Source organism: Scytonema sp. PCC 10023, assembly GCF_963920835.1.
Lineage (GTDB): Bacteria > Cyanobacteriota > Cyanobacteriia > Cyanobacteriales > Nostocaceae > Kalymmatonema.
This window is the reverse complement of record NZ_CAWUDP010000045.1, coordinates 47,347-69,803: the sequence shown is the minus strand read 5'-3', so window position 1 is coordinate 69,803 and position 22,457 is coordinate 47,347. Positions and strand designations below refer to the sequence as shown.

General features: G+C 42.7%; 21 protein-coding genes and 1 pseudogene. 11 read left to right on the top strand and 11 right to left on the bottom strand.

Features of this window, described 5'->3' with window-relative positions:
- Positions 1-101: 101 nt before the first annotated feature.
- The 5 genes from ACM0OZ_RS25445 to ACM0OZ_RS25425 all read left to right on the top strand — a co-directional run bounded on the left by ACM0OZ_RS25445 (position 102) and on the right by ACM0OZ_RS25425 (position 3,545).
- A complete protein-coding gene (locus ACM0OZ_RS25445) occupies positions 102-1,226 on the top strand; it encodes a site-2 protease family protein (RefSeq protein ID WP_414585611.1) in 1,125 nt (374 codons plus the stop codon).
- A gap of 157 nt (positions 1,227-1,383) precedes the next feature.
- Entirely contained in the window at positions 1,384-1,989 is a 606-nt protein-coding gene (locus ACM0OZ_RS25440; protein WP_073634742.1) for a vWA domain-containing protein, read from the top strand.
- A 49-nt stretch (positions 1,990-2,038) separates the two neighbouring features.
- Positions 2,039-2,644, top strand: coding sequence for a vWA domain-containing protein (locus tag ACM0OZ_RS25435; RefSeq protein WP_414585610.1), 606 nt, complete (start codon positions 2,039-2,041; stop codon positions 2,642-2,644).
- Between the two features lie 69 nt (positions 2,645-2,713).
- Entirely contained in the window at positions 2,714-2,863 is a 150-nt protein-coding gene (locus ACM0OZ_RS25430) for a hypothetical protein (protein WP_414585609.1), read from the top strand.
- 289 nt (positions 2,864-3,152) lie between these two features.
- Entirely contained in the window at positions 3,153-3,545 is a 393-nt protein-coding gene (locus ACM0OZ_RS25425) for a salt stress protein, Slr1339 family (protein WP_414585608.1), read from the top strand.
- A gap of 288 nt (positions 3,546-3,833) precedes the next feature.
- On the opposite strand, the gene ACM0OZ_RS25420 is transcribed toward ACM0OZ_RS25425, so the two are convergent.
- The gene (locus tag ACM0OZ_RS25420; RefSeq protein ID WP_414585607.1) at positions 3,834-4,187 is read right to left on the bottom strand and encodes a winged helix-turn-helix transcriptional regulator; all 354 of its coding nucleotides are present in this window, start codon (positions 4,185-4,187) and stop codon (positions 3,834-3,836) included.
- 186 nt (positions 4,188-4,373) lie between these two features.
- Here ACM0OZ_RS25420 and ACM0OZ_RS25415 point away from each other — a divergent pair, with 186 nt between their 5' ends.
- Entirely contained in the window at positions 4,374-4,997 is a 624-nt protein-coding gene (locus ACM0OZ_RS25415; protein ID WP_414585606.1) for an FMN-dependent NADH-azoreductase, read from the top strand.
- Between the two features lie 151 nt (positions 4,998-5,148).
- Here the strand turns inward: ACM0OZ_RS25415 and ACM0OZ_RS25410 are convergent, their stop codons facing one another.
- The 5 genes from ACM0OZ_RS25410 to ACM0OZ_RS25390 form a co-directional block, all read right to left on the bottom strand.
- Positions 5,149-6,150: a hypothetical protein gene (locus ACM0OZ_RS25410; protein WP_414585605.1), complete on the bottom strand. Its 1,002-nt coding sequence runs from the start codon at positions 6,148-6,150 to the stop codon at positions 5,149-5,151.
- A 514-nt stretch (positions 6,151-6,664) separates the two neighbouring features.
- The gene (locus tag ACM0OZ_RS25405; protein ID WP_414585604.1) at positions 6,665-8,113 is read right to left on the bottom strand and encodes a DUF5009 domain-containing protein; all 1,449 of its coding nucleotides are present in this window, start codon (positions 8,111-8,113) and stop codon (positions 6,665-6,667) included.
- Positions 8,114-8,199: 86 nt separating this feature from the next.
- On the bottom strand, positions 8,200-9,075 hold the full coding sequence (locus tag ACM0OZ_RS25400; protein WP_414585603.1) for a polysaccharide deacetylase family protein: 876 nt from the start codon (positions 9,073-9,075) through the stop codon (positions 8,200-8,202).
- A gap of 601 nt (positions 9,076-9,676) precedes the next feature.
- A complete protein-coding gene (locus tag ACM0OZ_RS25395) occupies positions 9,677-10,180 on the bottom strand; it encodes a 2TM domain-containing protein (RefSeq protein WP_414585602.1) in 504 nt (167 codons plus the stop codon).
- 868 nt (positions 10,181-11,048) lie between these two features.
- On the bottom strand, positions 11,049-11,852 hold the full coding sequence (locus ACM0OZ_RS25390) for a creatininase family protein (RefSeq protein WP_414585601.1): 804 nt from the start codon (positions 11,850-11,852) through the stop codon (positions 11,049-11,051).
- Between the two features lie 324 nt (positions 11,853-12,176).
- Between ACM0OZ_RS25390 and ACM0OZ_RS25385 the strand changes: the two genes are divergently transcribed.
- Entirely contained in the window at positions 12,177-12,884 is a 708-nt protein-coding gene (locus ACM0OZ_RS25385; RefSeq protein ID WP_414585600.1) for an ROK family protein, read from the top strand.
- 224 nt (positions 12,885-13,108) lie between these two features.
- The gene (locus tag ACM0OZ_RS25380; RefSeq protein ID WP_414585599.1) at positions 13,109-13,939 is read left to right on the top strand and encodes a CHAT domain-containing protein; all 831 of its coding nucleotides are present in this window, start codon (positions 13,109-13,111) and stop codon (positions 13,937-13,939) included.
- Between the two features lie 94 nt (positions 13,940-14,033).
- On the opposite strand, the gene ACM0OZ_RS25375 is transcribed toward ACM0OZ_RS25380, so the two are convergent.
- Complete coding sequence (locus ACM0OZ_RS25375) at positions 14,034-14,822, bottom strand: Rpn family recombination-promoting nuclease/putative transposase (RefSeq protein WP_414585598.1); 789 nt, start codon at positions 14,820-14,822, stop codon at positions 14,034-14,036.
- Between the two features lie 83 nt (positions 14,823-14,905).
- Positions 14,906-16,000 carry a tetratricopeptide repeat protein gene (locus ACM0OZ_RS25370; RefSeq protein WP_414585597.1) on the bottom strand — a complete coding sequence of 365 codons (1,095 nt, stop codon included), beginning with the start codon at positions 15,998-16,000 and terminating at the stop codon, positions 14,906-14,908.
- An 877-nt stretch (positions 16,001-16,877) separates the two neighbouring features.
- On the opposite strand from ACM0OZ_RS25370, the gene ACM0OZ_RS25365 reads away from it, so the two are divergent.
- Positions 16,878-17,897, top strand: coding sequence for an SDR family oxidoreductase (locus ACM0OZ_RS25365; protein ID WP_414585596.1), 1,020 nt, complete (start codon positions 16,878-16,880; stop codon positions 17,895-17,897).
- A 759-nt stretch (positions 17,898-18,656) separates the two neighbouring features.
- On the opposite strand, the gene ACM0OZ_RS25360 is transcribed toward ACM0OZ_RS25365, so the two are convergent.
- The gene (locus tag ACM0OZ_RS25360) at positions 18,657-18,920 is read right to left on the bottom strand and encodes a hypothetical protein (RefSeq protein ID WP_414585595.1); all 264 of its coding nucleotides are present in this window, start codon (positions 18,918-18,920) and stop codon (positions 18,657-18,659) included.
- A 496-nt stretch (positions 18,921-19,416) separates the two neighbouring features.
- On the opposite strand from ACM0OZ_RS25360, the gene ACM0OZ_RS25355 reads away from it, so the two are divergent.
- Positions 19,417-19,563: a DUF6290 family protein gene (locus ACM0OZ_RS25355; protein WP_414585594.1), complete on the top strand. Its 147-nt coding sequence runs from the start codon at positions 19,417-19,419 to the stop codon at positions 19,561-19,563.
- Here the strand turns inward: ACM0OZ_RS25355 and ACM0OZ_RS25350 are convergent.
- Both ACM0OZ_RS25350 and ACM0OZ_RS25345 read right to left on the bottom strand, forming a co-directional pair.
- A pseudogene (locus tag ACM0OZ_RS25350) lies at positions 19,560-20,362 on the bottom strand (TlyA family RNA methyltransferase). The gene ACM0OZ_RS25355 and the pseudogene ACM0OZ_RS25350 overlap by 4 nt on opposite strands.
- Positions 20,363-20,368: 6 nt before the next feature.
- Positions 20,369-20,797: a DUF29 family protein gene (locus ACM0OZ_RS25345; RefSeq protein WP_414585593.1), complete on the bottom strand. Its 429-nt coding sequence runs from the start codon at positions 20,795-20,797 to the stop codon at positions 20,369-20,371.
- Between the two features lie 487 nt (positions 20,798-21,284).
- Here ACM0OZ_RS25345 and ACM0OZ_RS25340 point away from each other — a divergent pair, with 487 nt between their 5' ends.
- Positions 21,285-22,304, top strand: a complete 1,020-nt coding sequence (locus ACM0OZ_RS25340) for an NADP-dependent oxidoreductase (RefSeq protein WP_414585591.1) — start codon at positions 21,285-21,287, stop codon at positions 22,302-22,304.
- The last annotated feature ends 153 nt before the right edge of the window (positions 22,305-22,457 follow it).

Genomic DNA, 22,457 nt, shown 5'->3' with positions numbered 1-22,457 from the left:
CGACAGTTGAGAAGATTAAAATGGCTTAACAAATCGTTACGATAGAGACATCAAGAGGGGTAAAACCAAACCTCTCCAAGCTGAAATCAAAGGTGAAAGCCATGAATGGCACAATTCGCGTTGGCAATCTCTTCGGGATTCCCTTTTACATCCATCCATCCTGGTTTTTGGTTCTGGGATTAGTTACTTGGAGTTATAGCAGTGGACTGGCGGCGCAATTTCCCCAATTAGCTGGGGGATTAGCTTTGCTACTAGGATTGCTAACAGCGCTACTGTTATTTTCCTCTGTTGTCGCCCATGAATTAGGACATAGCTTTGCCGCTATTCGCCAAGGAATTGATGTGAAATCAATCACACTGTTCATATTTGGTGGGTTGGCAAGCTTAGAGAAAGAGTCAAAAACCCCAGGTGAAGCTTTCTGGGTTGCGATCGCAGGTCCGTTAGTTAGCCTACTGCTCTTCAGTCTCTTTACAGCCCTTGGTTTTGCTACCGCCGCATCAGGAGCCTTGGCAGCGATTCTTGGTGTATTGGCTTCAGTAAACTTAGCATTAGCGCTGTTTAACCTCATTCCAGGCTTGCCTTTGGATGGCGGGAATATACTGAAAGCGATTGTTTGGAAAGTGACGGGTAATCCTTATAAGGGTGTGGTTTTTGCCAGTCGAGTTGGGCAAATCTTTGGTTGGGTGGCGATCGCTTCTGGTTTAGTCCCACTACTGTTATTTGGCAGCTTTGGTAACTTTTGGAACGCGTTAGTCGGTTTCTTCTTGCTACAAAATGCTGGTAATGCAGCTCAGTTTGCCAGAGTACAAGAACGACTGACAGGTTTGACAGCAGCTGATGCGGTAACGTCCGATAGCCCGATTGTGTCTGCTACTCTTACCTTAAGAGAGTTTGCGGATGAGCGCATCTTGAATTGGCAAAACTGGCATCGGTTCTTAGTGACTGATGATAACGGACAATTAGTAGGAGCAATATCTATTAACGATTTGCGAACTATTCCTACTACACTCTGGTCAGAAACTCAAATTAAAGAAATCATGCGACCAGTTGAAGACTTTACCACTGTGAAATCCGACCAACCCTTATTGGAAGTCGTGAAGCTACTAGAACAAGGAAAGTTATCTGCACTTGCAGTGATTCGTGACAATGGCGTGCTTGTCGGAATCTTAGAAAAAGCTTCTATTATCAACCTACTCGAAAAAAGAGCACAAGCTAACCCTGCATAATATTTCGATTCAAGACTTTTTCTTGAACCTCCCTCAGATAATTTGGGGGAGTTTTTTTTAGCTCCCATCGCTCATTGTTACAAAGAATCGCCAGTAGAAGCCGTACTCTAACCCAACGGCTAGACTAGAACAACAAGGTAACAATCGAAGGAAGATTATGATGAGCGATCGCGATTACACATTAATTATTGATAAGAGCGGGAGTATGTCCACTCCTGACCAAGCCGGTGGTAGAAGTCGGTGGGAGATAGCCCAAGAATCTACACTTGCTTTGGCAAGAAAGTGTGAGCAATTTGACCCTGATGGCATTACACTTTATGTATTTTCTGGTAGATTTAAACGGTACGAGAATGTCACCTCAGCCAAAGTCGCACAGGTTTTTATGGAAAATGACCCGGCTGGCACAACCAATTTAGCAGGTGTCCTGCAAGACGCAACCAAAAATTATTTTCAGCGCAAAGCTGCAGGTCAAACCAAACCCAACGGCGAAACAATTCTAGTTATCACCGATGGCGAACCAGATGACCGCAAAGCAGTCTTTGAGGTGATTATTCAAGCGTCTCGCCAAATGGAACGTGATGAAGAATTGGGAATTTCTATAATTCAAGTAGGTTCAGATCCCCAAGCAACCAAGTTTCTCAAAGCTTTAGATGACCAAATGCAAAGTATTGGTGCTAAATTTGACATCTGCGACGCAATTACCTTGGATGACATGGAAGATATGAGCCTTGCAGATGTATTGATGAACGCGATTACCGATTGATGAGTCATTAATCGACAAATGACAGATATAAATATGGAGAATAATAAAAATGCTAGAAAATCGTGATTATACTTTAATTATTGACAAAAGCGGCAGCATGGCAACTTCAGACCAAAAGGGTGGCAGAAGCAGATGGGCTGCTGCACAAGAATCTACCTTTGCCTTGGCGAGTAAATGCGAGCAATTTGACCCAGATGGTATCACTGTTTATCTATTTTCTGGAAGATTCAAGCGCTACGAAAATGTGACATCAAGCAAGGTGTTGCAAATTTTCCAAGAAAATGATCCATCTGGCACAACTGATTTGGCAGGTGTGTTGAAACACGCAACTGATAACTACTTTCAACGCAAGGCTAGCGGTCAAACTCAGCAAAATGGTGAAACTATTTTAGTTGTGACAGATGGTGAACCAGACGATCGCAAAGCGGTTATGAAGGTTATTATTGAAGCTTCTCGGCGTATGGATCGCGATGAAGAACTTGCGATTTCTTTTATTCAAGTCGGTACAGATCCTCAGGCGACTCGCTTTCTTAAGGTGTTGGATGATGAACTACAAGGAGCAGGTGCAAAGTTTGATATTTGCGACACCATCACCATAGAAGATATGGAAGATATGAGTTTATCAGAAGTACTGCTCAATGCTATTAACGACTAAGCATCTTCCTAACTTTCGACTAAATTAAGCAGCAAACTTAATGTGCAGTACTACTGAGGATTTCATATCGTGACGCTCTCACCGCTAACTGCAAGCAGTGTAGCGGGAGCTTCTAACCTCGCAGCTAGAATTTCCTGGTTCACAGGACTGGCAACCCAGTATCCTCCGCAGGCAGCAACGATGCATCCTCACCGTCGTCTTGAACAAGTAGATATCTAAATGCTCAATCCTTTATCCGTAAAGTGTTTTACCCAAAAAACGGGAAAGCCGTTAAGCTTTTCTCCTTCTTGGAACCCCATACACTTTGTTGTCAAGGTTCAGTCCGTTACTTTGGGCTTTTGTTTTCCGGTCTTCGACTGTAACGGGAGACTACTGACACGATCTACTCAATTATATCCTGAAACCCTTAATATTGCTAGATTTGGTGGCATTGAACAATCACATTGGACGCCCTCCTATCCCCCTCGCCGCCAACCTTTGGTGTGGCGGGAGTCCCCCGGAGGTTTAGATGGATTCCATTGACAAACTCTTAGCTGAACTCAAAGCTGAATATCAGGAACAAAAACCCCAACAACAGCAGCCTAAACCCATCTCAGCAAAACCAATGAGTATGCAGCGAAAATCGGAATCGTTAATAGATAGCCTTTTAGCGGAAGTCAAAGCTGATTTTGAGCAAAAAGACTTAGCTGAAAAATTGCAAAGACAGCAAGAACAGGAACAAGAACGCATTAGACAAGAACAACTCAAGGCTAAAAAATTAGAGGAGTTGAAAAAGCAAGCCAAAGATTGGCTTGCCAAGTTAGATCCATTTTCTTCAGAAGGGCTTTGGTTTGAGAGATTTGCTGAAGGATATCCCTCAAAATTAGAGGCGGCAATTGAATATTTACAAACTAATGAATAAACGTTAAATTGTTAGACTTGTCATGAGTCATTAGAGATTATTTATAAAGTAAAAAGAAAATTCTTGTAGGGTGTGTTAGGCGCACCATGCTCGATATGATTTCTAACGAAAAACATGTGAAAAGCGCCTAACGCACCGCCATATAACATGGTGGGTTACGGCGCTTTGCAAGGGCGCACCCTACTTAAGATTTACTTTATAAATCAACTCTTGGTCTTTTGTCCTTAGTCATTACAAAGGACTAATGACAAATGACAAATGACACTTTTAACGAAACAAATGTAATTTTCAAATATTTGGTTTTTTACTATTTATTTGAGATACATGCTTTACACCCCACTCGTGCATTGCATAAAGAATTGGTTGAAGACTTTCTCCTAAAGGCGTTAACGAATATTCCACTTTAGGAGGAATTTGTGGGTAGACTTTTCGATGAATAATTCCGTCTTCCTCCATTTCCCTAAGTTGTTGCGTCAGCATTTTTTGAGTAATTCCACCCAAAGCTCGCTGTAATTCGCCAAAGCGTTTCACACCACCCATCAATTCTCTAATAATCAAAACCTTCCAGCGTCCACCAATCACCCTGAGCGTGGTTTCCACTTCACAAGTTAGCCTGCTATGGTTTTCCGCTTCAGCTTTCATAGTTTCTTTTAGGTAAGTACCTTACTTTTAAGTGCCTACTTTCCATGTTAACTTTACATAGCTTAAAGTTATTACGGCTCAAAAATTTAACTATAAATAAAGGGACTGGTTCATAGTTGCGTTTCTGCGTAACTACAAGCCTAATGAGCAACCCCCTATCACTTGTTTACTATTGGGAATTGATTCATGGCAAATATCCTACATATCGACTCTAGTCCTCGTGGAGAACGTTCTTTCTCCCGCAAGTTCACTCATGAGTTTGTGACAGCTTGGAAAAACGCCCATTCTGGAGATACAGTGACCTACCGGGATTTAGGTCACAATCCAGTTCCCCATGTAGACGAATCGTGGATTGCTGCTGCTTTTACACCACCAGATGCTCGCCCACCCGAACTGACTCAAGCAATTGAATTGTCAGACACTTTAGTTGATGAGTTTTTGGCAGCTGACCGCTATGTGTTTGGTGTCCCAATGTATAACTTTAACGTACCCTCTGCGTTCAAAGCTTACATTGACCAAATTGTTCGCGTTGGTCGTACCTTCGCTATCACAGAGCAAGGCGGCTTCAAGGGATTGGTTGACGGCAAAAAGTTGCTAGTTGTCACAGCTCGGGGCGGTAACTTTTCACCAGGAAGTCCCGCAGCACCATACGATTATCAAGAACCCTACCTGAGAGCGGTTTTTGGTTTTGTTGGAATTACAGACGTTACATTCATTAATGTGGAAGACCTCGGCGCGGGTGATGAAGTTCGCGAGCAGTCTTTTGCCAAAGCACATGAAGCCATAGCTCAAGCTGTGGCTAGTTGGTAATTTTATGAAAGGGTGCAGCACTTTCGCTGTTGCACCTTATTTAGCGCGGGAAATGGAAAAGTATAGTTTTACAGCAGTTTTCACTTATTTAGACCACATTTTTAAGCGTTCTTCTTTGCGTTTAGAGCGTAGAGCGCGACACAAAAAAGGTCTATTTACCTGAAAATAGCTGTAAATAGTTTTTTAAACGAACCGCAGAAGTACAAACGAAGCAGAAGAGAAGAACGGACGAGGGACAAAGCAAGCTTACGTTTGTCACAGCTTGGATAGAGGGGCTTCCATTTATTTGTTGCAGTAGAACCTGAGTTATATATCTGTTGCTATTACTGGGTGCTATATTGCTGCCAGACCTTAAGGCAGATGATTCGTAGACTATATGAGGCACATAAACGTACCAGGTACTCTTAGCTTGTCCCTGGTTAGGCTGAAGTGGTTGGGCAAAAGTCACTTTCCAGTGGTCGCCACCATATCTTTGAGCATTGCGATCAATAGACGAGACGCGAAACTGCTGACCTGCTTTGACTGCGAACTTGTCTTGTTCTGCGAGGTTTGATGTTTGTGCTCTCCAGTCTTGCTTGAAAGTTGTATTTGTCGTCGCTCTAATAGTGGCTGAGGTTGCTGTATTGCCTAATAATTCTACTTGAGGCACATAAACGAACCAAGTACTCTTAGCTTTCCCCTGACTAGGCTGAATTGGTTGCTCGAAGGTTACTTTCCAGTGGTCGCCGCCATATATCTGAGTATTGCGGTCAATAGAGGAGACGCGAAATTGCTCACCTGCTCTGGCTGCGTACTTGTCTTGTTGTGCAAGGTTTGATGATTGTTCCCGCCAGTCTTGCTTAAAAGTTGTACTTGTCCTTGCTCTGAGAATGACTGAACTTGATGAATCTACTGATAATTCTTCTACATGAGGTACATAAACATACCAGTTACTCTTAGCTCGACCTTGATTAGGCTGAAGTGGTTGCTCGAAAGTGACTAGCCAGTAGTCGCCGCCATATTTTTGAGTATTACGGTCAATAGACGAGACGCGAAATTGCTGACCTGTTTTAGCTAAATACTTGTCTTGTTCTTGTAATTGAGGATCATTTGATTGTAGTCGCCAGTCTTGCTTGAAAACAGTATTTGTCCTCACCCTTAAAGTGCTTGGCATTGATGCATCTCCTTCTATAGCAGTTTGAAGCCTTGAAGCTTCTGTTATTTATAAATTTATGACCCAAAATTATGACAACTCTTACTGATTACACTTTTTGTAAAAGTCCAAACAAATGAAGAATTAGCCGCAGGCGTACGCAGATGTACGCAGATGAAATTTACTTATCTAAGTACTGCATTTCATAAATTTGTGGCGTTATTTGTCATGCTGTAGACGCTTTGCGGTGAGTCAGCGCGGTCTTGGGGGTTTCCCCCATGAGCGACTGACGAACCCGAAGGGCTTCCCGCAGGGTGCGGAACTAAGCGTGAAGCGTTCGCGTAGCGTGTGCCCTTGGCACTCAGCACCCGAGATTCTTCACTCCGCTGAGTCCCAAAGGGACACGCGCAAGGGACGCTCCGTTCAGAATGACATACATAACGTTACGAACTTGTGCAATTTTGTACTAAGAAACCTATTGTTAAAGATATCACAATTTTATTAAGTGTATATGAGTACGTAATAGAATTTAATTTTACGTCTTCCAAAAAAGCTTGAATTTACTAAAAAAACTTACAACAGACGCAATTGTTAACGTATAAATCACCCCTTTCAAAAAGCCTGTTAACGGAGTGTTTATATAATTTAATATGAACGGTTCGAGTTGCGTTAATCTTAAAATGGGCAAAAGAAGATTAGCAAACGCTACATAAGCAATCATCGGATTCTGCCCGTTGTCGATGAACAGTTGAAGATATTTTCGCTGTTGAAAGATGTCTATAAGTATAGTGAAAGTAATTAGGAGAAACAGTGCGATCGCCGTCGTAACAAAGTAGTAACTCAACGTAGATGGGTCTTTCTTAATCCCTTTTTCAAAGGGTTCAAAAAGTAAGCCAAGTGCCAACCAATAAATGCCCCACTGATAAAATGATTTCAGCAATTTTTCCGTATCATTAGCTGGATTGACAAATAACAACCAGCCCATTGAACAAAGAACAGTACTCAGTAACGTTGTTTGCCATACCCATCTAGCCTGTAAGCCAATCAGTAGACTCAAACAAATAGCTAACATCAACACAATGATGCTATAAAAACGTGGCTGACTCCAATTTAATTTAATTTCCTCATCTCCCTTATCGATTTCTGGCATTTTCAGCCAATTGAGAATGAAATCTCCCGTAATAGTTCCAGGAATAACGATAAACAAATACTTTAAATAATCAAATTGAAAAATCCAGGGGACAGGCGATGCTTTCCAAACCAAAGCAATCCAACTCTCCTTAACAGTAGCCGACAGTCGCAAAGCAATCAATAAGCCTAATAATCCTAGACGTAGCAACAAATTATTCTTGGTAAAAAACCAGGTAAGAGAAGCAAAAATCGCCATATTTGTCAGGACGACTAAAATAATATCGCTCCTAGAAAGAGAAAATCCACTTCCATCTGGATATCGCAGAAAACAGACGAGGATAATTGCTGCGATGTAAGCACCAAAAGTAATCCATTTTGTGTACTGCCTAAATTTTACGTTTATAGACCACCGAACAAACATCAAAAAGAGTATGAAGAAACCCAATAAGGCTATCCACCATGTTTGTTTGGTTGGATTTTGATTAATCGTAAACGGTCTAATATGTTGAAGGAATATGGCAAATATTCCTAACAAAAATCCTCTTTTAAAAATGTAGAATATAACTTTGTTTATGGTGAATCCTTGAGCAAGGCGACTCGACAGCGCCAAGGGGATAGCTGCTCCCATACAAAACAAAAAAATTGGAAATACAGTATCTACCCAAGTTAAACCAGGCAGATTAGGATGAAAAGTATGGGTAGGTGGAGGCTCCTGAGCATGGTACATCCAAGCTGGCAAAATCTTATATTTTATAGTGCCTGATAAAACCATTGCTAAAATCGCAAATCCACGTAGTGCATCTAAGGCATAGGCGCGTTTTTCTTTGGCAATAGTGCTCATATTTTCGTGCATGAAAATCTCATTTTAGTTCATATTGTTTCAGCCGTTATATATTATTTATCCCATGCTTAACCCTCATGATAAATGTGTAAAATTGTTTATTTACCTTCGCATTTTTTGTGAATCTTGAATTGATGAAATCCTTCAGCGACTTCTTGTAGCATTTGTTTAAATAATATTTGTCCGTTCATTGGTATACGAGGAATCTCATAGTAGTTTTTTAAACAACCATAATCCAGAATTTTATTATTGTATAGATAGCTAGATAAATAATATTTAGAAGCATAGTATTGCACCTGTTTGTTATAAGCCCCATAAGGGTAAGCAAAATGAGATGCTACTTGTTGTTGTGGGTCTAAATCTTGTGTACATTTTCTCAGTTGAATCTGGGCTTGCAATAGTTCCTTAACTAATTCCTGACGATTAAGTGTCGTTAAGTCTTTATGATTTAATCCATGAGATTGAATATCATAAAAACCTTGTTTCAGACCTTCTCTTAATTCCTGGCATCCTAAGTGAATGGCAGCGTTACTTTTCTGCTCTAGAGTACCTGGATTAATAAACAAGACAACTTTTACTTTTTTACCGTATTTCTCTTCAAGTTTAGATAAAATAGGAAGCAATTTTGTGTACACTGTTTTATATCCATCATCAAATGTAATCATGATGGGCTTTTGATTTGAATGCTCTTTCGGAATTTTTTTGGATTTTGTTAAGAAAAAGTCATATAAATCTTGAGAGGATAAAAACCAATAATTATTATGAATTAAATGGTCTAAAAGTTTCTCTAAATCTTGTTGTGGGTAATCCATATATCCCTGATCAAATCGAGTAATAGGAGTTTTATAAGCAATGATGCCATGAAACCCCAAAATAGGAATGACAGGTTCAGTGACGATTAAATTTATAATAGAAAAAAAAATAATAATAGCTAGAACTAAACGGAAGGAAAAATTTTTATTTGTTTGATTCACTTTGATTAATTGGATTCAGTTGATTTCAGCGCAGACAGAGCTAAATTTTCAAAGAATCTAGCTTGTTGCAAATTGTAGTATGGCACAATGAAAGTATAGCGATTGACAGACGCAAGCGCTTTCTGCTGCCTAGGAATTTCGGTAATGTATGTAAGCTGAGATTTTGCACCTGTTGCAACAGTGAGGAGGCAAAGCCTCCAAACCCTCGTTACCAGGTTGAACCTGGTAACGAGATATTAGAGCCTCTGGCTCTTGTTGCGTGCAAGATCTGAGTAAGTTTACGACAGATCAGCTAAAACACATATTCATTCCATACTTTCTCGTGAGGATTGTCAAGAGTCAGGAGTAAGTTTTGATTTTTGAGTCTTGACAACCAAGCTGTCTTGACAAAAAATTAAGCAAATTATAAAGTGCAACAGCTTAGCGCGCCCCAGCATGGAATGCTGGGGCGAGACGAAAAAAACCCGCCTGGGCGGGCTAAAAAATGAAGCGGTAACAAGACTGGATTTGGTTTTAAAACCTAGATTTAAGGAAATTTTTTGGAAAAAGTAGGAATTTACAACCAGCAATGCCTGCTATTATGACGACTGGTTTAAATCAACTAAATCTGCCACCCTTTGAGCCATTTATTCACAACTGTGTTGAAGAATTTTTTCACTTGATGCTGGCGACGCCACCTGTGGAAAGCGAGTTCGTATTCTTCGCCTTTAGTTTGAAAAGTATTCCAACCATCAAGACCGGCTGCCAACCCACAGCAAAGTAAAATATATAGTGACCAGGAAAGACCACCACCACTAAGTAGATCTAGGGACAACAAAAAGGCATTAACAATTGCATAATTGCCAAAACGCTTCTTGAATTTACCTTGGCGATGAGCGTTAAAAGCTTGCCGTTGTTGTATTTCTCCGAGTTGTTCGAGCCAGTCTCGTTCGGCTTGTTTGAGTGTCTCTGGGGAGATTTCCAATTCTGCGGCAATTTCTAGCAGTTGCTCGTATGAAAATTCTTTGTCTTTGTCGTCAGCTTGACGGGCGATCGCCAGATGGAGAATTTGCTGTATATCTTCTTGGCTGTAAGTCCTTGTCACTCTAGTCTCAAAAGCCGCCATAATTCTGTTTCTTTTATTTTTTTCAATAAAAAGTTCTGTTTTGATGCATTGCCACTGTGCTATGCCACCAGCAATGTTGCTACTATTTTTAGACTAGCAAATTATAGCTAATGATGTGGGTAGTGGGTTATTGGTCAGCGCTTTAGGTGTGGCGTTCTGTGTTTCTTTGGCGTCGTGCCATAAATTTATCGTCAAACTATTCTAGCTCACAACGCTTATCTCATTTCCTCGCTTAAGCTGTTGTGCCTTTAAGAAAGCACAATTTGGGCGGGCAGGATGCCCACCCCACAAGAATTTCATTAGACATCTCCAAAAATTAATTGTGTGTTGTCTATAACCCTTGTACCAGACGTGCCATGCCACGTCTCTACATTGTTTTTTGGATAGGTCTATTTAAATATGGTATGCAAATTATAGGATTGTTAGCTTAAATCCCACGGATTCCATCCGTGAGGAGCCAACTGTGTTCTGCTTTATGCCCAAGCTGAGTTCTTTTTACAAAACTTCATGAACTGAGTGATAAGAAAAACCCCGCCCAATCATTTGACAGTGCGGGGAGTACTGTAATTGGTATCGCGACATCTATTTACTTCTCCGTTTCGGTTCATGAGTTTTACGCATAATTTGCGATTTCTTTACAAAAATTCATCAAGATGAGAAAACGATCGCGGGAACGAACCGATTCGCGCTCAAAAAATTGGTAATAGTTACAGCACCTTGCAAGTAAATGAAATACAACGCGCTTTGTCTAAAAACCAGACAGAAAGCCCTTTTTACTTCTGAGTTCCTAGCTGCGGTTTCTGAATTCTGCTGTATATGATGCGTTACGGCTTGCGCCTAACACATCCTACAAGAAATGTTTCCCAGCTTATTCAGGTTGTGGCTTTTGAAAAGCATACACGTCTTTTATAACTCGTACCCAACCGTCAGAAACAGATTCAAGAATGCGATCGCCCTTTTCCTTGGTTGCAACTGTGGGATCTCCTACCACTCCACTTTTGCTTAAATCTCGTGTCGCCCAGGCAAAAGACAACTTTCCCTCGATACTTAGCAAACTGCCTTCTGGCTGTTCTGGCGGATACTCAGCAACAGCGGCATCCATGTTCACCTGTTCTGGTAAAATCGCCAGCATAATGCTAGTTTCAGCATCTCCTGCATGGATACCTAATTGTTTTTCCTTTGGCGTCAGTAATTCCCAGGTAATATGCGGCACTCGCCAGGTGAACAACGGAAACACTAAGAAGTCGCTGTACTTAATATGCAAATCCCGCGCCACAATGTCCATGACTTGGGGTTGTCCCCCGTGGGAATTCATCAACACCAGTTTTCTAAACCCAGCACGGTAAAGACTTTCTGCAACTTCCATCAGAGTTGCTATGAGAGTTTCGGCGCTTAGAGTTATCGTACCAGGAAAGTGCCAGTGTTCGTTTGATTTACCGTAATAGAGATTTGGCAGGGCATATGCTGGAATGCTGGAGTCTAGCTTTTCCAAAGCTTTTCCCAGAACCGCCACACCAATTGCAGCATCCACAATTAACGGTAAATGGGGACCATGTTGTTCAATTGCTCCCACTGGTTGGATAATTACCACATTTTCCTTATTTGGCATTGCTTGGATGTCAGTCCAGGTGAGGTAAGGAAAAAAGCGTTGTGGGGGGATAAAGCTGTGCATATATTTACCAAAGTTTGGATCACACCTTGCTGATTCTACAAAAGCGATGAGAACCAAAGCCAGATTTTTTAGTGTTTCATGTCGTTAATTTTGACATGTCGTAGGGGTCAGATCCCCGACTTCTTAAAGAAGTCGGGGATCTTGTAACTCATTAGAATTAATGAAACAGAGCACTAAGTCTTGAAGTCATCTAAGCTATTTAAAATACAAAATCTGCCTGGGTATAGATTGTATAATACGCAAAAAGCCTAAGCATAACCGGATATTTCCTAGATACATTAGAAAATATCAACCAATTAGCACATACTGACGAGAGAAAACCCAATGGTTGAAAAAAATGGAGCTATCCGCACCCTATCAGTTGACATTGGTGGTAGTGGTGTCAAGGTATTGGTTTTGGATATTACGGGCAAACCTTTGACAGAACGGGCGCGAACACAGACACCGCAACCTCCAAAACCGCAGGTTGTGATTGATGCAATTGTAGCGCTAGCAGCGACTCAAGGTGAGTTTCATCGTGTTTCGGTAGGTTTTCCCGGTGTGGTGCGCGCGGGTGTCACAGAAACAGCCGCGAACTTAGATCCAGAATGGATTGGGTTTGATTTAGCAACAGCATTGTCAAAGCGTTTAAACAACCCTGTGCGGGTGATCAATGACGCCGATATGCAAGGTTTGGGGTCAATTTCTGGCAAAGGCGTGGAATTGGTGATTACGCTGGGTACAGGTTTTGGTTCTGCTTTGTTTGTCGATGGGAAACTCGTGCCGAATTTGGAAATGGGACATCATGAATTTCGCAAAGGGGAGACTTACGAAGAACAGCTAGGACGTGCAACCTTGGAAAAGGTGGGTGAGAAGAAATGGAACAGGCGCTTACAAAAGGCGATCGCATCTCTGGAACATCTGTTCAATTACGATTACCTGTATATCGGCGGCGGTGAAGCTGTCAGAGTTAAGATCGAACTGCCGTCAAATGTGAAGATTATTCCCAATATTACTGGTTTATTGGGTGGGATTACTTTGTGGAAAGATTAAGTAACTCAAGTATGTTATAGCACGGCAACCGCTCTGCGTTACCTCCATGAGCCAACGTACATCCATCAAAGCTTGGAAGTAGTCCTAAATGATTTGTGAAAAAACAAGATCCCCGACTTCTTTAAGAAGTCGGGGATCTGAATAAGCTCAAGTTTTACAAATGTGCGGAGGATTACTATGTAACACGAATCGCGTAAAAAATCTTGTTTTTATAAAAAATTAATATGGTAACACAAGAGCAACGGCGTCGATTGGAACGAGAAAGAAACTCGCTTGAAAAATTGTATAAACTCCAAAGTGAGAAAGTCACATGGATACGAGAAGCTTTGATTATTGAAACTGACCCATTACGTAAGTTTCAATATGAAAAGCAGATTCAAGAAGAGGAGTGTACGCTCAAAGAATTTAGTGATAGATTATGTGAAATTGAAAATCAACTGCAACCTGCACCATTCCCAACAAACTCTGAGCTTAAAAAGATACAGCAAAAAATATTGATTTTGGCAGCAATTCCGCAACCGCATAATTTACGTTTAGACAAAGAGATGCGGGAAATTAGGGCAGCTATCGAACGGGCGACAAGACGAGATTTATTTGAAATTGATACAAGAACTGCTGTACGTTCTCAAGATATTCGCAGGGCGATCGCAGAAGTACGCCCCCAAATTGTTCATTTCTGCGGTCATGGCATGGAGGATGGTAGCTTGGTGTTAGAGGATGATGCAGGAAACCACAAACCTGTATCACCAGAAGGGTTAGCTGCATTGTTTAAATTGCACGCTGAATATGTGAACTGTGTGCTGCTAAATGCCTGTTATTCAGAAAAACCCGCAAAGGCAATTAGCCAATATATTAACTATACAATTGGGATGAACCAGCCAATTGAAGACCAAGCAGCGATTGTCTTTGCTCAGGGCTTTTATGATGGTCTGGGGTATAACAATTTAGACAATCAAGATATTTTTCAAAGAGCTTTTGATGAAGGTATAGTTGCCATTCAAATGGAAAACCTCGCACAGGGACAAAGACCAGTTTTAAAGAAAAAGGTTGGATAAAAAAAGCTAAAAAATAGCGATTTTCAAATCGTTTCATAAAAATTGACTTCTCTTCAGAACCCCGACTTCTCAAAGAAGTCGGGGTTCTTGTTTTTCACGAAGAAGATTGTTGTTGTGCTGCTTGCTGCACCTCTTCTACAGTCAATTCTAACTCCCGTGCCACTTGTTCCACAGTCAACCCCAATCTTAACAACAGAGGTACTGTTCTGAACTTTTCTCGACGAACACCATCCTCAAAGGCTTCTTGATAAACTCGTGTCTGCTTTAACTCACTCAATCCAAACATTGCTTCTATCTCCTCTCGACTCATTGTCGGAAACTTGTAAATTAAAATTGTCTCTATCAATTGTAGTAATTGCTGCTGTTGCTGTTGTGAACTTATCTCCTGTTGAGTTCTATCTATCAACTCCCTTGCTTTCTCAATTGCTGTATCTTCATTTTCAATCACTAACTTGACAGTTGCAATGAAAATAGGTAACGATACAGCTTCATCTAATTCATCAAGGTAGATACGGCTAACACGCTGACTCGTAAAGAATTCACGATAATGTTTTACATCTACTGTATCTATACTTCTGGTTGGATATATCACAGCAGCACGCCAGTCATTTTGTGGTTGATTTTGCCGTAGGTATAAAAAGATTTCTGCAAACAATCGAGCGTAAATTTCCGCGTCTGTTTGAAACTGAACTTCCACAAAGTAAAGCGGGTTATCACCTTCTTGTGTAGGAAGAAATACACCATCAATGCTAAAAGCTGTTTGCTTGACTTCAACTGATGAAAATTGATAAGCGTTAGCTTCTTGTGGTGGTTCACCAATGAGTTCAAAGAAGATGCTTGGAAATTCTTGAAATAGGCGATAGAAAATGCTATCAGTTTTCACAAATTCAGTTTTTTAAGGCAGATTATAGAATCTTCCTTTGCCGCTTACCATAATTTTCTTGAAGTTGATTGCATCGGTCTGGGCTATGGGTCCTTTTGGAATGCTGAACGCTGACTTTTTAGCTGGAGAAGTGCTTTCCAATCTTGTAAAGCCGTCTCCGGCCACAGCCAATTTTTACCTAATTCTCTCAACTCGAAATTGACTGGATCTTCTTTTGTGACCATTTGACGCAGCCTGATTGCTTCATTCAGATATTGCTCGCGTTTTCCTACAGGTTGATTATTTGCAGTTTTATACAATCCAATAGCGAACCCCGCATAGGATGTTAAAACATTTTGACGCAGTGGGTTTGAGGGAGAGAATGCTGTAGAAGAAGCAGACGTATTTTGCTCTCTAACTGCTAAACCCAATGCCTTGAACCAAGAATCATTGGCTCGATTTAAATTGCCTTGTGCGTAGTAGGCGAACCCTAAAGCGTTGTTATACAAAGGCGAGTTTGGTTGAGCCTCAACTGCACTTTCCCAATAACGACGGGCATCATCGACGCTGTATTTGTTGTCTCCTGTCTGGATAGATTGCCACACCAATCGCCCCTTGAAAAAGTAGACAGATGGATTGTCTGCCGACTCTTGGGGAACGGCGTTCAGGGCTGATTCAGCGTTAGAAAGTTGATTGCGGTTGAGCAGTTCTTCCACAGCCTGAAGCCCTACTTGCAAGTCACCCTGGCTCAATTTTTCGGTGGCAATCGCACTGACAACTTTGGTTTCAACCGTTTTGAGATTAATTTGTGGGGTGTTAGAGTTTGGTTCAGACTGATGAATTGGCGCTACCGACGGCAGTTTCGACATTTGTTGATTCTGTGACCACCAGTTAAAACCTACAACGACTGCGATCACGCTAACTCCCACAAAACCTAAAATCGACGAGAACTGGGGATTAAGAGTTATATTATGTTGCCGTAAGCGTTTGGTGTGAGAAGTCGAAGTCCTGGAAATAACTGACTCTAGATTATCAATCTGTTGTGCGATTTTACGGCGTTCTTCTTCTTCCGCCTCAATCTGCTTATCCAACTTGAACAGGACTAAAGGATCTGTCTCAATAATCCTCGCCTTCCGCAAGCGGACAATTTTTTCCTCTAGCAGATCGTACAGTTCTTGTAGTTGTTCACGTTGGTTCATGTATACATTGAACAGAGGGTATTACTCCATTGCTTGTTTTGGGCGTTTACAGTGACTGCTCAATTTTAATTTTTTCTTACCTACAACCACCAAGACGCGCTGTTACAGATTTTGAGTCTAAACATTAGTTGCTTTCAGTAGGCTGAGAGGGTCAAGCGATCTATGAGTACCTGTTTTCTGTACATTTGTTTTATGACAACATTATTGTCATCATCCTTTAGTCTTATTTTAAGATTAAATTTTATTCCAGCACCATCAAAAATGTCTCATGTCTAAGTCTAATCACCTACCAAATTTGAGCCTATTCCACTAACGAAATTTGAATGCAAGCTGCTAGAAAAAGTGTAACGGTTGTCTATCGGATGGTTTCTGAAATTCCAGCGTATTTATCAGCTATGTATTAGAAATTGTCTTTGTGTGACAAGTAGGGGCGATCGCCTCTGGCACTCCGCTGTGCGCGATCGCCCAAACATTGGTGTCAATTTAAGCTGAAAACCTTGTGATCACGCCATATCACGTCCTTGTGCTTGCTCGCAATTCTCGCTTTACCCCACCCCGGTTTTGTCTTGCGCCAAAACCTCCCCTCCCCGAAGCTCGGGGAGGGGATTAAGGGGAGCCAGCGCGAATGACGGCTTTCCCTCCGCAGGCGACTGGTGAGTCCAGTCCTGAAGGCGGGTTTCCCGCCGTAGGGAACTGGCGAACCCGAAGGGCGTGTGGGGTAAATCAACGTGGAATAAACAGTTGAGCCTTAAATTGACACGTATGTCGCTCAAACCACCCCTACTCTTAAGAAATAAACCACTGCTCACACCTGCGAAAGATGAACATTGGCTTAATAAAGCTTAATACAGAAGGGAGAGGGTACGGATGATAAATCATGCAATTAAAGCCAATTAATCAGCAAGTTGTTGCCATCGTTGGGGCTTCCAGTGGTATAGGAAGGGAAGCAGCGCTAAGATTTGCCCAACGCGGTGCAAAGGTCATGGTTGCTGCACGCAGCGAAAGCGGGCTAAAGTCTTTGGTAGAGGAAATCCAAAGCTTTGGCGGTGAAGCAGCATATGTTATTGCAGATGTCAGTGATTTTGAACAAGTTAAGGCGATCGCAGACAAAACCGTAGCACAATACGGAAGATTGGATACCTGGGTTCATACTGCGGCTACGGGTGTACTTGCTCCTTTTGAGGACATTACACCAGAAGAGTTTCAACGCGTCATTGATGTCACTTTAATGGGACAGGTACATGGTGCAATGGCGGCACTGCCCTATCTCAAACAAGAGGGACGCGGGGCGTTAATTCATATTTCCTCAATGGAAGGTGTACGTGCTCTACCACTGCAAAGCCCTTACTCTGCTGCCAAACATGGTGTAGAAGGTTTCTTAGAAGCACTGCGCGTTGAGTTGCAACACGAAAAATTGCCCATCAGCGTTACATCAATAAAACCTGCGGTCATTAACACGCCTTACTACAACAAAGTTCGCACGAAACTAGGGGTTAAGCCTACAGGGATACCGCCGTATTATCAGCCCAGCATTGTCGTTGATGCCATTCTCTACACTGCTGAACATCCCACTCGTGACTTTATCGCTGGGGATGTGGGCAGAGTGTTAGATGTGTTGCAGCGCGTTTCACCAGAACTTGTGGATTCCATATTGGCGGTTGTCGGCATTCCGGGACAGCGCACCAACGAACCAAAGTCAGAGGACGCACCAGACAATCTTTTTGCACCCGCCATCCCAGAGTACGACCGAGTTAAGGGAGACTTTGACAATCTAGTAATACCAACTTTCTTGGATTGGTTCGATATGAATCCACCGCTGAAGTGGGGCGCGGTTGCTTTTGCGGCGCTGGGTGTTGCAGCGTTACTCGGCGGGTGGCGTCCTGGGAATGATGTTTGATAGTGACATTCTCCCCACCGCTCCGCGCGGATGGGGCAACTCCTACGTCACCTTGAAGAAATTTCCTGCTTCATTGGTCGCATCTAGACTTGCAATGCAAGCGGATTGCTTGTCCCCGACAACGATACCCTTACGGGTTCGGCACTTCCTTCAAGTCGGGCGTTGCCCGCCCAACGGAGTGCCTCACCTCCACAGGCAGATTAGAGACTCAGTCAGGTCCCACGGAGTCTTTGTACAAGAAGCGAAAAGCTTTGTACAACCCTACATATTGGTTTTAGGCATTGATGGTTTCATGCATAGGCAATCTTTCTCAATGCAACCCCATACCAATTGTCATGGTTCAGGAGGCAGTGACGGGTACGCAGGGGGTTTCCCCCATGAGCATCTGCCGTTACCGTCGAGAGAGTTTGCACTGTTCACCTTGTAAGCAAGTTCGTTTGTGTCAATCTGGTCAGTGGGAGCGCTGATACGATAATTGTAGCACAATCAGGCTACGGTTATGGCAAGAGACAAAATATTTCGAGTTCGACTGACTCAGCCAAGTTTGGGACAAATTGGAGAATGCTGCTCAAAGAAAAGGAATTTCGTCAGCCGAATTGATAAGAGACTACATCAAGCAATTACCAAGTTCAGAGAGAGCGAAACGTCGAACCACCTCACTCTCTCAATGACTTGCAAGTCCTGCCTGCAAGGGAGATGGTTTCGTCATCTCCCGGCGTGATGCACCCCACCCACAAGGGGATGGGGTTTTACGCGCGATCAATAAAGACGACACTCTTGAGAAGAATCACTGTTATCAGTAGGCAATCCTACCTCAGCCTCCGCACGGTTCAGCATTGACTCATGCAGGTGTTTTTCATGATGACGTTGCTGCGCCATTAACTCCCGTGCTTCTTCTTGAGTCATAGCGTCTGTCCCTGCGGGATGTACTGCTTCAGCACGATTGAGCATTGACTCGTGCAAGTGTTCGTCATGCTGGCGCTGCTGAACCATTAATTCCCGTGCTTTATCTTGAGTACTCATGCAATTTTCTCTCATCAATATTTAAACTGTCCTTCTATTTTGCAACTTAAAAAACTAAAGCAAAACGTTAATCCGATAAATAAAACAGAAATTGACAAAAAACAATTTATCGCAACTTAGATGCAGCTAATATTGTTATCTGGTAAGCTTACCCCCGGCTGAAGCACGGGGGCATTCGCCACCGAGTCCAGAGCGGTTGTTTTCACTAGCCCTCTTCCCCAACGATGTTGCAGATGAACATCCGCAAGCATATTGGTTCAGGAACCTGAAGGGCGGCTTACTGGTTCTGGGTTCCCACTAGTACATACGAGGTACGCTTACTCCAGATGTTGTTTCTACAACCGAGGTTATGTTCCCGGACGCCCCCATTACTTCGATTTGCGTGTTATGCACCAACACTTGCCTACTGGCGAGACCGTTTCTGCGAAGTATAACAGTGCCCATGCTCCATTTCGGCATATCATTATAGTAGCACTATTATTGCTACTATAATGATATGCCAAGAGAAAAGATGTTGCGAGTTCGACTGTCCGAAAAAGAGTTCGAGACACTAAGAGAATATGCTCAATCAACAGATATGCAAATCTCGGAAGTTATTCGAGACTACATCAAAGAATTATCACGGCGAAAAAAGTCGCCCTAAAAGGGCGAGGCTTCAGACCCATTTTTTCGGTGAACACTCTCTATATCAGGCGGCGGAGTTTCACTCTCGATTCCCAGCCATAAGAGATACTCTATATTCCCAGCAGGACCCAGGCGACCAAGTTAAACCCTTGTACTTCCATCCCAATTCACTGGCGGCTTGCAACACCTGAAAAATAGCATCTGCTTGGTCTTTAGAATCACGCACAACACCTTTTTTACCTACACGGTTTTTCCCGACTTCAAACTGTGGTTTCACTAGTAATACAGCTTCACGGGGAGATTGCAGTAGCTGCCATAGAGCAGGCAAAATCTTGGTTAAGGAAATAAACGACACATCAACCACCGCTAAATCAGCTAGTTCAGCATCACCATACAACTCTTCTGGCTTCAGATACCGTAAATTCGTGCGTTCCTTCAAAATCACCCGAGAATCATTTCGCAAGTGCCAGTCAACTTGTCCATAACCAACATCAACGCCGTAAACCAATTTTGCCGCGGCTTGCAGCAGACAATCAGTAAAACCACCTGTAGAAATACCGCCATCCAAACAAATGCGCCCTTCCACAGGAATCGCAAACACTTGCAATGCTTTTGCTAACTTTTCCCCGCCTCTAGAAACAAAGGGCGATCGCTCTTTTATCTGAATTTGCGCCGCAACATCAACTTCCGTACCAGGCTTATCAATCACCTGCTGATCAACACTCACTTCCCCCCGCCTGAATAAGCCGCTGTGCTTGTTGGCGCGAGGAGCATAAATTGAGTTCTACTAATAAAGTGTCAAGTCGTTGTTTAGCCAATTATCTTTACTCTTGTGGTAATATCAAAGCTATTGCACGATTTATAATTTCTTCTCGGTTAACCAGTTGTTCTAATTCTTCTGGTTGATAACGCCCTTCTTCTACTTCTAGGGAAGCCTCATCGATGGCATTTAAGTAAGCTTCTTGTAAGGTTTCCAGCAATTCTTCAGCAGTTAAATAATAGCCCCCTGTTTTGCGACGCTTATTTTCCCTTTGAATTTCCCGAACTGAATTGCGAATAGAAACATCCCAAGAGCGAGTCGTGCGGTTTTCTGCTTGCTGTTTAATCAGATGCAACAGCAGAATCACGGCATAACTACGAATCGTCTTGATTATATCCTTACGGCTCATCTCTTCTAATTCTTCAACGATGACCAACGCTCCTGGTACATCACCTTTGAGCAACAAATCTTTTAACTCTAGTAATTCTTCCATATCCAGTGCCTCAATCGTTGGGCAACTTCTATTTTGGCGGATTTTCGGCGATCTTAATGGACTGGATTTGTAAACCGAATGTGTGACCAATCATAAATCAATAGCCCCTAAAATGCTGTGTAGAGCCTTCTAGGGGCTATTTGGTGTAGTCATAGTCACAGAAGACCTTAATAGTTATCATTTTGAAGGTTTTCTTCCATGAAATTTTGATGTAATCCAAATAACATTGATTCAAATCATCACCTTGATTATCCTAGTTATAGGAACTGCATATACAGAGTCATTTGCGGCACGACCAACTCAACGTATTGGCAGAAAATAGGAATCATCAATGTTTGCATTGTTGAGAAACACTCGATAAGCACGAGTCATCAGGTGTTGTTTACGTCTGGCTGCCATCAGTCCATAACAGGAGGCTTGTATCGCTTTCTTTCTGCCTAGCAGCACAGTATATCAAAAAAAGCAAAGCCATCGAGAACTAGTTATTATGCCTAATTCAATTAACCAACAAATCTTACTCAAAAGCCGCCCAGTTGGGGAACCGAAAGAAAGTGATTTCGCCCTGATCGAAACCCCAATCCCAGAACCAGGGGAAGGGGAAGTTCTCAACCGCACGATCTATCTGTCCCTCGACCCCTACATGCGCGGTCGCATGAGCGATCGCGAATCTTATGCTACTCCGGTAGAATTGGGGTCTGTGATGGTGGGTGGCACAGTCAGCCAAGTGGTGAAATCGAACCATCCCCAATTCTCAGCTGGAGATTTTGTGCTTAGTTATGACGGCTGGCAAGCCTATGGCGTATCGAAAGGCGAAACGTTGCGTAAGCTTGACCCCAATCAAGCGCCCATCTCCTATGCGTTGGGCATAACGGGGATGCCCGGAATGACGGCATATTTTGCGCTGCTTGATATTGGGCAACCCCAAGCGGGCGAAACGGTTGTCGTTTCTGCTGCCTCTGGCGCAGTCGGTTCTGTAGCCGGTCAAATTGCCAAACTCAAAGGCTGTCGGGCAGTGGGGGTGGCTGGTAGTGAGGCGAAATGCGATTACGTAGTGAAAGAATTAGGGTTTGATGCCTGCATTAACCGCAAAAATCAAGACCTAAGTTCAGCACTCAAAGCTGCTAGTCCTAACGGAATCGACGTTTACTTTGACAATACGGCAGGTCCAATTTTAGAAGCTGTGTTGCAGCAGATTAATCTGGGGGCAAGAATACCACTGGTTGGTTTAATCTCGCAGTACAACGCAGAAAATCCTCCTCCTGGTCCTAATTTGATGCCACTGTTGGTTAAACGCGCTTTAATCAAAGGTTTTCTGGTTGGTGATTACCAACAGCGTCAGGCAGAGTTCGTAAACGATGTTTCTCAGTGGTTGCAGGAAGGTAAGCTCAAGTATAAAGAAGACGTTGTAGAGGGTCTGGAAAACGCCCCGCACGCCTTCATCGGTTTACTACAAGGGAAAAACTTTGGCAAGCTGATTGTCAAAGTCAGTGACGATCCAACTCGATGAACACGCCTTAGAAATGAGTTACAAGCAATCCTATTTGAGGTGTGAGATGCCAGCGCTTCAGATCCCCGACTTTTTAGAGAAGTCGGGGATCTCGCCTTCACGAGCGATCGCGTAACGCATCAACTCAACCATGTACCTCACACTGCGTGAAGT

Excerpts from the sequence above, each read along its gene's own strand:
- ACM0OZ_RS25445 (WP_414585611.1), top strand. The coding sequence starts at position 102 with ATGAATGGCACAATTCGCGTTGGCAATCTCTTCGGGATTCCCTTTTAC.
- ACM0OZ_RS25440 (WP_073634742.1), top strand. The coding sequence starts at position 1,384 with ATGATGAGCGATCGCGATTACACATTAATTATTGATAAGAGCGGGAGT.
- ACM0OZ_RS25435 (WP_414585610.1), top strand. The coding sequence starts at position 2,039 with ATGCTAGAAAATCGTGATTATACTTTAATTATTGACAAAAGCGGCAGC.
- ACM0OZ_RS25425 (WP_414585608.1), top strand. The coding sequence starts at position 3,153 with ATGGATTCCATTGACAAACTCTTAGCTGAACTCAAAGCTGAATATCAG.
- ACM0OZ_RS25420 (WP_414585607.1), bottom strand. The coding sequence starts at position 4,187 with ATGAAAGCTGAAGCGGAAAACCATAGCAGGCTAACTTGTGAAGTGGAA.
- ACM0OZ_RS25415 (WP_414585606.1), top strand. The coding sequence starts at position 4,374 with ATGGCAAATATCCTACATATCGACTCTAGTCCTCGTGGAGAACGTTCT.
- ACM0OZ_RS25410 (WP_414585605.1), bottom strand. The coding sequence starts at position 6,150 with ATGCCAAGCACTTTAAGGGTGAGGACAAATACTGTTTTCAAGCAAGAC.
- ACM0OZ_RS25405 (WP_414585604.1), bottom strand. The coding sequence starts at position 8,113 with ATGCACGAAAATATGAGCACTATTGCCAAAGAAAAACGCGCCTATGCC.
- ACM0OZ_RS25395 (WP_414585602.1), bottom strand. The coding sequence starts at position 10,180 with ATGGCGGCTTTTGAGACTAGAGTGACAAGGACTTACAGCCAAGAAGAT.
- ACM0OZ_RS25390 (WP_414585601.1), bottom strand. The coding sequence starts at position 11,852 with ATGCACAGCTTTATCCCCCCACAACGCTTTTTTCCTTACCTCACCTGG.
- ACM0OZ_RS25385 (WP_414585600.1), top strand. The coding sequence starts at position 12,177 with ATGGTTGAAAAAAATGGAGCTATCCGCACCCTATCAGTTGACATTGGT.
- ACM0OZ_RS25380 (WP_414585599.1), top strand. The coding sequence starts at position 13,109 with ATGGTAACACAAGAGCAACGGCGTCGATTGGAACGAGAAAGAAACTCG.
- ACM0OZ_RS25370 (WP_414585597.1), bottom strand. The coding sequence starts at position 16,000 with ATGAACCAACGTGAACAACTACAAGAACTGTACGATCTGCTAGAGGAA.
- ACM0OZ_RS25365 (WP_414585596.1), top strand. The coding sequence starts at position 16,878 with ATGCAATTAAAGCCAATTAATCAGCAAGTTGTTGCCATCGTTGGGGCT.
- ACM0OZ_RS25360 (WP_414585595.1), bottom strand. The coding sequence starts at position 18,920 with ATGAGTACTCAAGATAAAGCACGGGAATTAATGGTTCAGCAGCGCCAG.
- ACM0OZ_RS25355 (WP_414585594.1), top strand. The coding sequence starts at position 19,417 with ATGCCAAGAGAAAAGATGTTGCGAGTTCGACTGTCCGAAAAAGAGTTC.
- ACM0OZ_RS25345 (WP_414585593.1), bottom strand. The coding sequence starts at position 20,797 with ATGGAAGAATTACTAGAGTTAAAAGATTTGTTGCTCAAAGGTGATGTA.
- ACM0OZ_RS25340 (WP_414585591.1), top strand. The coding sequence starts at position 21,285 with ATGCCTAATTCAATTAACCAACAAATCTTACTCAAAAGCCGCCCAGTT.